At 54.0% G+C, this 1,316-nt stretch carries 1 protein-coding gene; it reads right to left on the bottom strand.

Annotated elements, in window-relative coordinates:
* The coding region (locus Q363_RS09045; RefSeq protein WP_211256152.1) for an NIPSNAP family protein at positions 1-342 on the bottom strand (342 nt) is incomplete at its 3' end.
* Between the last annotated feature and the right edge of the window lie 974 nt (positions 343-1,316).

The following is a 1,316-nucleotide window of genomic DNA, read 5'->3' as shown; positions in this document are numbered from 1 at the left end:
CTCGTCCACCAGGTCACCCCATCTCGCCGCCGTCACCTTCTTGATCTCGATCCACTCAGGGTCCGCAAGAAACCTCTTCCACGCCGCGTTCTGCGCCTCGCGATCCTTCCAGCGCAGCAGATAGACAAACTCCTTGTGCCCGGCCTCTCCTGTCTCGCTCGTAAATACGATATCGAAGCCGTATCGCCGCATGATCGGCATGCACTGCTCGCTGAAGCGTTCGTGGAAGTGCTGCTCATTCCCGGCATGCAGCTTGTAGATGCGCAGCTGATACACCGGCCTCTGACCCAGCGCCGCCACGCAGCCAAAGACATACAAGCTCGCCAGAAATAAGGTTCTCAACCACATGACTCCCCTCAAGCCCCCTCCGCAATCCGAAAATCCGTCTCGCCAGCGCCTTCTCATATAATCCTCATTCTTATACGCCGTCAGAGCAATCTCGTAGCTGTCGAACCTTCGTATGCGCTGTTCGGCAACGCAGCAGTGGTGCGAGTGGTGCGCATCGCGGAGCTAATCGACGATGCACATCCGGCCAAACCTCGTAGCTAACTACATCGGGACGCAGCGAAACGGATATATTCATACCGCCATCTCGCTTTCCGTCGACCAGAGAATGGCGATGGACCGTTTCTTCAGTCCTCAGCTACTTGATGAGGTGCGACTGCTTGTGCTCAATGATGAACGGGCATCCAATCCTGATTTCTACCCAATCCTGCGAGGTATGAGTATTGAGGACTTACCTGACTCATCGACCATGGCGGCGATCACATTCGCCCACTGTGCCGTCTCTCATGGACCTTTCTCTGATGCGTTGCTCCTTCACGAACTTGAGCGCTCGCGCTCCTGTGGAGAGACAGGCTGTGACCTGGTCGCTCAGACTAATAGGTTTATGTAAGTAACTGCCGAGTAACTAATAGATTTACGTAAGGAACTGCTCATATCTGAAGTTATAGAAAATTTCACTGCCGTCCAAATTAGCAGGAATGGAATTGGACAAAGGCTGAAGACATAGGGATAAAGGGAGAGCGCGAGCGCCTGTTGGAGTTCAGGTAGGGCGCCGGAAACCGGGGGGCGGAAGGGCTCTGGGATTGAGGCTGCTGTCTAAGTTATTTGAGGTGGGTAGACTTATTTCTCCGTCGTTCGAGATTGAGTGAAGGTTCTGCTGTCCAAGTTATGTCAAGGATAATGGCAGTTGCTCAAAGGCTGGCGGGGGCGGAGCTGAAAGGGTTGGTCGATCCACAGCCAGAGATCACGGTGGACAAAGAGCTGTTGCCGCAGGAGCGCCAGTAAGTTGGAGAGTACCCAGTTGAACTTGG

This window comes from Edaphobacter aggregans DSM 19364, assembly GCF_000745965.1.
In the GTDB taxonomy this organism is placed as follows: domain Bacteria; phylum Acidobacteriota; class Terriglobia; order Terriglobales; family Acidobacteriaceae; genus Edaphobacter; species Edaphobacter aggregans.
The sequence above is the reverse complement of the archived record's forward strand: the minus strand, read 5'-3'. Positions and strand labels throughout refer to the sequence as shown.